This is a genomic window from Actinomadura chokoriensis, from assembly GCF_039529475.1.
In the GTDB taxonomy this organism is placed as follows: Bacteria; Actinomycetota; Actinomycetes; order Streptosporangiales; family Streptosporangiaceae; genus Spirillospora; species Spirillospora bangladeshensis.
Genome location: NZ_BAAAMW010000082.1, coordinates 1 through 706, shown reverse-complemented (window position 1 = coordinate 706; position 706 = coordinate 1). Strand labels below are relative to the sequence as shown.

Below are 706 nucleotides of genomic sequence, written 5' to 3'. Positions count from 1 at the left end.
GTGGTGGGCCGGGCCTCGGCGCTGCTGGACGTCCACGCCTGGCGGGTGCTCGGCGACGCGCAGCTCCTCACCGTCTCCGGGGCCGTCCTGCTGACGTTCCTGCTGTGGACCCGGCTGGTGCCCGCGCCCGCCGCCCTCGTCATCGCCGCCGCCGCGCTGGTCGCCTTCGCCGATCCGCGCAAGGCGCACGAGGTCGTCGCGCTGGCGGTGTTCATCCCGTGGGCCCTGGCGACGTTCGGCCGCCCGCCGCGCGGGCGGTTGCACTGGCTGCCGGCCGGGGTCCTCGGCGGCCTGGTCGTGGCCACCTATCTGGGGTTCGTGCTGTGGGGCGCGGCGGGCATCCTCGTCCTGGTCTGGCTGGCTTGGCGAGCGTCCGATGACCGCCGCCGCTACCTGTTCTACCTGGTGAAGGTGGTCGTGGTGGCCGCCGTGACCGCCGGCTGGTACCTGGTCCCCTACGGCTGGACGCTGCTGCGGGAGGGCGGGCAGATGGTCTCCGACCAGTTCCCGGCGCCCGCCATCACCAGCGACCCGTTCCCCTTCCTGACCGCGACGCCGCTGGGCGCGCTGCAGACCATCGGGCTGCTGGGCATCATCTGGTACCGCCGGGCGGTCTGGTGGGCCACTCCGCTGCTGTGCCTGGTCGGCGGCGCCTACCTGTACCGCGCCGTCGCCGCCGCCCGGTACATCGTCACCGGCCACACCG

At 74.4% G+C, this 706-nt stretch carries 1 protein-coding gene; it reads left to right on the top strand.

The window, feature by feature from the left end; translation table 11 throughout:
* Positions 1-706 (top strand): hypothetical protein (locus ABFX46_RS43340; RefSeq protein WP_346050470.1); only part of this gene is annotated, 706 nt, incomplete at both ends.